The following is a 7,056-nucleotide window of genomic DNA, read 5'->3' as shown; positions in this document are numbered from 1 at the left end:
GTGACAGCGTGTGCGGCGCGTTGGATCCCGGCTCAAGGCCGGGATGACGGGGGGTGGTCGCCCCGCTCGTCATGCCGGGCCCGTCGACGCCGCCTCTGGCGTCGCTCAGGACAGGGCCGCCATGACGGTAATGGTTGAGGGTGGCGGCGCTGGGCTTGCGCTGGCCGTAGCGGTCCCACGCCATGCCACTGGTCGCGCAACCGCCGCAGCCGATGCACAGGCCCGAGGCTACGATGTCCGACGGGGTGAGGGGGTCAGGCGAGGGCATGGTCCAGGAAGCGCGAGGAGGCGGTGCGCTCGGCCGCAAGGCGAGCGGGAAGGTCAGTCGGAAGTACGGCGAGCAAGTGGGCGAACGCCGCGTCGCTGGTGCCGTCTTCCACCAGGTGATCCCCCAGACCGAGCGCGCGAGTGAGATCCTGCACCTTGTTGCGACGATAGGGCGAGGCGGCACAGACGAAGGGACGGGCGTGGCGGATCGCGAAGACGCAGCCGTGGAAGAAGTTGGTCGCCACGGCGGTCGCGCCGGCGATCAGGGTGGAGAAATCGGCCGGGGTGGCGTCGATCCGCTCGTCGTCTGCAATCGGATTGGGATAGCCGATCGTGACGAGGCGGGTGCCGGTCGCGTCGGCCCAGCGGCCCAGCTGCGCGGTGAACCAGTCGGGGAAGCTGTGGCCGTACACCACGGCATAACGCGTGTCCGACCGGGCGGCTGCGTCGGGGATCACTTGCGGGAATTGCAGGCAGGGATCCAGGACGAGGGGGATGCTGCTGTCCTTCCGTCCGCTCCCAGCGAGTTCGAGGGACGAGCTGGGGGCAGCTTGGCCGACGCTGGTGCCTCGACTTCGTTCGGCACGAGCGGACGATAATCGGTCCGAAGACAAGGGAGCCAGCATCGCGCGGCTGTTCTCGTCGCGCACGGAAAGCGCGTGAAAGCGGCGGAGGCGCTCCAGCCAATGTGGGTCAATCCCGTCGGCGGCGTCGTGATTGCCGAAGCTGGCGGCGTAGGAAACGAGGCGATCGGCGTTCAGGCCTTCGCCGAAGAAGATCGACGCGCCCGAATACCAGGGGTGGCGGAAGTTCCAGACCTCATCGCTGCCAATCACGATGGCGTCGTAGCCCGGTGATCGCGCCGCATCCTCGAGCGGGAAGGGCGGCGAGAGCGGCAATGCGTTGACGGCGGCGATCAGCGCGCGGGTCTTGCGACCGAGCGCGGCGAAGTGGCGCGGGTCGGTCCGGACCGGCAGGGTGGGCTGGAAGGCGTTGCGCGCCTCCCGCCACTCCACCCGACGTGAGCGGTGATCGAGGATCTCCGCATCGAGGCCGCGCGCGCGCAGTCCTTCCACCAGACAGCGCGCCTGCCAATAGGAGCCGTAGTTGATGGAACGGTGAAAGGTGAGAACGCCGACTTTTCGTGAAGCCATGCCGATCAGCGACCATAAATGAGGTCGAGCACCTCCGCCGAACGGGCGAAATGATCGGCGGCGGGATCGTAGTGATGGCTTTGCGCAAGCTGGGTCGCCCAGGCGGCGGCGGCGCGGCCGCCCCAATCGTCCGCGCCGTCCGTCAGGCGGCGGGCGGACGTGCCGGTAAAGTGATCGGCGGTGAAGTCGTAAAAGCTGCCGCCGACGTTGCGGAACGCCGCGCCGCCCTGCGTGCCGTAGAAATCGGCGGCGATTACCGCATCCTGGCCGGCATGGAGGCGCCACGAGCAGGTGAGGCGCACGTCGGTGCCTCCGGCGGTGAAGCTGGCGCTGGCATAATCCTCGACCGAGCCGGGATGGAGCGGCTGGCCGCCGGCGTAAAGCGCGGCATGCGCATCATGCGCCTTAGGGAAGCCGAGCGCCCAGAGTGCGAGATCGACGAGGTGAACGCCGAGATCGACGACGCAGCCGCCGCCTGATTGTGCGGGATCGTAGAACCACGGCTTGTCCGGGCCATAAGCGTTGTGGAAGGTGAGATCGATTGCGAAGATGTCGCCCAGCGACCCTTCACGGATCAGCTGCGCGATCGCCTCCATCCCGGCAGTGTGGCGATAGGACAGGTCGACGCCGAGCAGGCGATCGGCCTGGCGGGCGGCGGCGATGACCGCGTTCACCTCCGCTGCGGTGCGGCCGAGCGGCTTCTGGCAGAAGACCGCTTTGCCGGCCTCCAGCGCCTGGATCGACTGATCGGCGTGGAGCGCGCTGGGGGTCGCGATCACCACACCGTCGATATCGAGCGCGAGCATGGCATCGAGCGAGTCTACGATGCGGATCGTGGGGGCGACGGTGGCGGCCTCCGCAATACATTCGGGCGAGGGATCGCAGACGGCGACGGCCTCGACCGCCCCTGTCGCGACCATCGCGGCCATGCGGTGACGACCGATCCAGCCGGTGCCGAGGAACCCGATACGGGGCTTCATGCGCGTGTCTTTCAGGCCGAGGCGGCGAGCTTGAGCGGCGTGGCTTGCGCCGAGCTTGCCTGGGCCGGGGCGTAGCGGTCGATCATCTCGGCGCAGAAATCGGCAAACATCTGCGGATCGCGCGCCGGGCTGGTGTGATGCGGCTGAACGCCCAAATGCTCGGGAGTGAAGCAGAAGGTGACCGTGACATCGAAGTCAGCCAGCGCTTCCATCTGCCGATCGAACCAGTCGAGCGCATTGGGGCGGAAGCGATCGGCCCAGCTGAGACCGGTACGCAGCTTGCGCGTGCCGAGCCGCTTGAGCCAGCCAACCGCTTCGTCAAGCCGCGGGTCCTCGAAGTGGAACCATTGCATCAGGCCCATGTCTGCGGCGTGTCGGGCATAAACGTCGAGCGCGGGCTTGGGCGTGCCGTCTTCGCGGATCAGGCCCATGTAGAAATGGCGGTAATAGCTGGAGCCCTCTGCCTCGCGGTGGCGGGTGGTGGCGCCCCAGGACTGCGGCAGATCGTACAGCGAATACCAATAAACGTTGGGCACGCGGCCGATGAGCAGTTCCGCCGTCTTCTCGACGCCGAACACCTGCACCTCCTCCGCGCCGAACGAGCCAACGCCGACTTCGGTGACCCAGATCGGCTTGTCGGTGACGACCTCCTCGATCTCCGCGATCTTCTTGGGCCAGTCGTGGATCGACCACAGGTTCCAATCGAGCGGGAAGCCGTGCACCGCGATCACGTCCACTGCGTCAAGCGCACCATGCGCGCGCATCCGGTTCACCCATTGCGGGTCGATAGGCGACATGCCGCCCAGCACGCGGGTGATCGCCGGGTTGATCGCAGCGATCGAATTACCGGCGCGGATCACGTGATCGGCATAGGACGACCAGTCCGGATCGATTTCCGGATCCCAATGCGATTTGTTGTTCGGCTCATTCCAGATCATCGCCGCTTCGATCACGAACTTGTTCCCCCCTTGGCTGGATAGACGGCCGCCGGACCATATTGGCCGAACGGCACCGGTGCGACCCGGCAGAAATAGACATCGCCGTCGGCCGCAGCCTCGACAGTGAAGCCGGCCGCGCGCAGCATCGCCTGGCTGGCGGCGGCGTTGGGCGCCCACCAATTTGTCCAGTCACCGGCGAATTTCTTCTCAATGAAATGCATCTTGGGATAGCCGGGCGCGTCGAAATAGGCCGGTGGGCGGTAGGTGTCGGGTTCGAAGAACGGGTGGTCCTCCGGCACGTCCGCCACCTCGCGCGAGCCCTGCTGCAGCGTCTGGAAGAGCATGGCGTCACTGGCGACATGCTCTCGGATCAGGTCCAGTGCGAGCAGAGGGTGACGCAGGTGGTAAAGGACGCCCATGAAGATCACGAGGTCGAACTTTTCACCAAGCTTCGCCACGTCATAAACCGACAGGTTGCGAAACTCGACGCCGGTGAAGCCCAGCGCGTCGGTAGCGAGGCGGGCCTGCGCGAGATAGCGATCGTCGCTGTCTATCCCGACCACGCGCTCCGCACCGCGACGCAGCGCCTCAACCGAGTAGAAGCCCGCGTTGCAGCCGATGTCGAGCACGCTCTTTCCGGTGAGGTCTTCAGGGAAGATCGCGGCGAAGCGCGCGAACTTGTCCGCCGGGTAATTGCCCAGGAAATGATCGGGCGCCGTCTCCACGCCGTTCAGATCGATATTGTGAAACCACGGCGCCAGCGCGGCGATGCTACTACTTAGCTCGCGTTTGCGTGTCTCGTCATTCGAACGTGCGGCTACCGGCATCGCGCCCCCTGGATGTCGGCCCGCGACATGCGCGCCAAAGAAGACTGGTCCTTTAGCACGGTGGCACGGGGACCCTCGTTACACCTAACGATCCGACAACAAAGCTGTTCCCTGCCGTCGTTCGCGCCAATCGTTTCGCGATGAAGGAGGCGATGAAGGGAACCGCGGTGGCCCCGCAACATTCAGCTTTGTTGATGAATGATGGCGCGCAGCAATGGATTTCCGCGATGCGAGCGGGCGATTACCCGCGCGCCTGGGCCCTGTCCGCGCGCGACATGGCTCAGCGGGATCCAGCGACGCGCGACGATCCCAGCCTGCCATATCACCTGCGCTGGGTATGGGACGGCCGTTCGTTCGACGGGTACGACGTGCTGGTGCGATGCTATCACGGCCTGGGCGACACGATCCAGTTCGCGCGATTCCTGCCGATCCTGGCCAGGAGGGCCGCCAGCGTGACGGTGGAAGCGCCGGCGCGGCTCCGAGACCTGATCGCAAGCGTGGATGCCGGGATAAACGTGGTGCCGTTTGATCATGCCCACCCGCTGCCGCCCGCGGCATGCGACATCGAGATCACCGAACTGCCCTTTGCGCTGCGCGCGCGGCCTGAGACGGGCATTTCTCCTTATGTGAAGGCAAGCGCGGCGGCACTGCCGGCCGAAATTATCGGCCTGTGCCATCAGGGCGGGGACTGGGATCCGGCGCGTTCGCTCAACCCCGCGCTGTTCGCACCAGTCGCGGCGGCGCATCGCTGCATCACGCTGGTTGCCGAGCCATCACCGCTGCCGGTGCTGAACCCATCGGGCTGCGCCTTTGCCATGGATGCAACGGCATCGCTGGTGGCGGCGTGCGATCTGGTCATTACCGTCGACACGATGATCGCGCATCTCGCCGGCGCGCTGGGCCGACCGACCTGGCTGCTGCTGAAGGCGGAGCCGGACTGGCGCTGGAACCCGGCCGCGACGGATACGCCCTGGTACCCGAACATGCGCCTGTACGTGCAGCGGACACCCGGCGACTGGGCGGGCGTGATCGCGCGCGTTGTGCGCGACCTGGCGGATCGAACATCCACTTTCACCAACGACGAAAGGCTGGCCCATGGCGAGTATCGCGGCACCATCAGTTCCCGTGTCCTGGGGTGAATTGCTCGACAAGATCACCATTCTGGAGATCAAGCGCGAGCGGATCACACGGGCCGAGGCGCGCGAGAATGTGCTGCGCGAGTATCGCCTTCTGCAGAGGATTGGCGGACAGGTGCTGAACCGCAGCGGCATCGCCCCGCTCGTCCGAGCGCTCAAAGCCGTAAATGAGGCCTTGTGGGAGATCGAGGACGCGATCCGCGAACAGGAGGCGGCGCGCCAGTTCGGGGCCGACTTCATCCGTCTCGCCCGCGCCGTGTATCAGCGCAACGATGAGCGGGCGGCGATCAAGCGCGAGATCAACCTGAAGCTGGAATCGGATCTGATCGAGGAAAAGAGCTACGCGAGCTGTATCGCGGCCTGACGGATCATTGCTCCGCCGCCGGGCCCTGGAGGCCGGGCGGCGGCGTGCTCGACCGATCAGGATCGCGCCCGTGCTGGCGATCCAGCAGACGCATGATCGGCGTGACCGTCAGCCCGTGCAGCAGTATCGAGAACAAAACGGTGATGCCGACGATCGCCCACAGGCGCTCCGCCTCGGGCAGGTTCATGCGATTGAGCGCATAAGCCAAATAATAGAATGAGCCGACGCCGCGGATCCCGAAGAAAGCGATGGTGAGCTTTTCCGAGCGGTCCGCCGGAAAGCCGACCAGTGCGATCAACCCGGTGAGCGGCCGGACGATCAGGATCAGAACCGCCGCTGCGACCACATCCGTCCAGCGCAGCGCCGCCAGCAATCCATCCACCAGCGCGCCGCCGAACAGAATCAGCACGATCATCATCGCGATCCGCTCCACCTGCTCGGTCAGATCGTGCATCTGGTGATTGAAGTCATGGTCGCGGTGCGAGCGGCGCAGGGCGAGGGCGGTGACGAACACCGACAGGAAACCGTAAGCGTGAACGATCTCCGTCACGCCGTAAGAGACAAAGGTTGCCGCGATCGCAATCAGGCCATCGCCGGTGGCCGCCAGCTTCGTTTCGGCCGGCACGTGAAAAGTGAGCCAGCCAAAAGCCTTGCCGATCAGCCAGCCTGCGCCGATGCCGACCACGATTTCCCAGATCACGTTTTCCAATACCCAGGTCTTTGCCCAGGGCTCGCCAGCGGCGGCCAGCGTGCCGAGCACGATGGCCAGGTGGACGAAAGGAAAGGCAAGCCCGTCGTTCAGCCCGGCCTCTGACGTGAGGCCGAAGCGGACCTCATCCTCGTCATTCGATTTGGGCGGACCGACCTGAACATCGGCGGCAAGCACCGGATCGGTCGGCGCAAGGCATGCACCCAGCAGCAGCGCCGCCACCCAGCCGAGCCCGAGCCACCAACCGCCCAGCAAGGTGATTGCGGCGATCCCGAGCGGCATGGTGATGGCGAGCAGGCGCCAGGTGACGCCCCAGTGCCGCCAGCGGAAGATCCGGTCCAGCTTGAGCCCGGCGCCCATCAGCGCGATGATCACGACGAATTCCGTCAGCCGCTCGGTGACATCGGGAAAGTCGTAGGGCAGCGGGTGCCAGTGAACGGCGGGCAGCGAGAAGATGGCCGCACCGATGCCGATGCAGATGATCGGCAACGACAGCGGCAGCTTGCGCAGCGCCAGCGGCAACCATGCCACCAGCGCGACGAGTACGCCTGCCCCCGTCAACCAGAGAATATAGGGTTCGGGGCTGGAGAATGACGGCATTGCCAATGTAACGCTCGAACAACGAAATGTTGCAGCGTGGCCGAGCTACATGGGGCGAGTTGACGCCGGTCAGGTGATGGC

General features: G+C 65.7%; 8 protein-coding genes. 2 read left to right on the top strand and 6 right to left on the bottom strand.

Going from position 1 to position 7,056, the window contains the following annotated elements; genetic code table 11:
* The 5 genes from AX702_RS23000 to AX702_RS17265 form a co-directional block, all read right to left on the bottom strand.
* A partial coding sequence (locus tag AX702_RS23000; protein ID WP_231731925.1) for a hypothetical protein occupies positions 1 to 184 on the bottom strand: 184 nt, incomplete at its 3' end.
* 70 nt (positions 185 to 254) lie between these two features.
* The gene (locus AX702_RS22685; RefSeq protein ID WP_066781629.1) at positions 255 to 1,421 is read right to left on the bottom strand and encodes a polysaccharide pyruvyl transferase family protein; all 1,167 of its coding nucleotides are present in this window, start codon (positions 1,419 to 1,421) and stop codon (positions 255 to 257) included.
* A 5-nt stretch (positions 1,422 to 1,426) separates the two neighbouring features.
* Positions 1,427 to 2,401 (bottom strand): Gfo/Idh/MocA family protein, encoded by a 975-nt coding sequence (locus tag AX702_RS17275; protein ID WP_066781627.1) that lies wholly within the window; start codon positions 2,399 to 2,401, stop codon positions 1,427 to 1,429.
* 11 nt (positions 2,402 to 2,412) lie between these two features.
* Positions 2,413 to 3,354, bottom strand: a complete 942-nt coding sequence (locus tag AX702_RS17270) for a glycosyl hydrolase (protein WP_066781625.1) — start codon at positions 3,352 to 3,354, stop codon at positions 2,413 to 2,415.
* Entirely contained in the window at positions 3,351 to 4,166 is an 816-nt protein-coding gene (locus tag AX702_RS17265) for a TIGR04290 family methyltransferase (protein ID WP_066781622.1), read from the bottom strand. Before AX702_RS17265 ends, AX702_RS17270 begins: the two co-directional genes overlap by 4 nt.
* 152 nt (positions 4,167 to 4,318) lie before the next feature.
* On the opposite strand from AX702_RS17265, the gene AX702_RS17260 reads away from it, so the two are divergent.
* Positions 4,319 to 5,305 carry a glycosyltransferase family 9 protein gene (locus tag AX702_RS17260; RefSeq protein WP_231731924.1) on the top strand — a complete coding sequence of 329 codons (987 nt, stop codon included), beginning with the start codon at positions 4,319 to 4,321 and terminating at the stop codon, positions 5,303 to 5,305.
* On the top strand, positions 5,262 to 5,666 hold the full coding sequence (locus tag AX702_RS17255) for a DUF6165 family protein (protein ID WP_066781620.1): 405 nt from the start codon (positions 5,262 to 5,264) through the stop codon (positions 5,664 to 5,666). Before AX702_RS17260 ends, AX702_RS17255 begins: the two co-directional genes overlap by 44 nt.
* A gap of 4 nt (positions 5,667 to 5,670) precedes the next feature.
* On the opposite strand, the gene AX702_RS17250 is transcribed toward AX702_RS17255, so the two are convergent.
* Positions 5,671 to 6,975: a cation:proton antiporter gene (locus tag AX702_RS17250; protein ID WP_066781618.1), complete on the bottom strand. Its 1,305-nt coding sequence runs from the start codon at positions 6,973 to 6,975 to the stop codon at positions 5,671 to 5,673.
* Positions 6,976 to 7,056 lie beyond the last annotated feature (81 nt).

Source organism: Sphingomonas sp. CCH5-D11, assembly GCF_001557395.1.
Taxonomy (GTDB): Bacteria; Pseudomonadota; Alphaproteobacteria; order Sphingomonadales; family Sphingomonadaceae; genus Sphingomonas.
The sequence above is the reverse complement of the archived record's forward strand: the minus strand, read 5'-3'. Positions and strand labels throughout refer to the sequence as shown.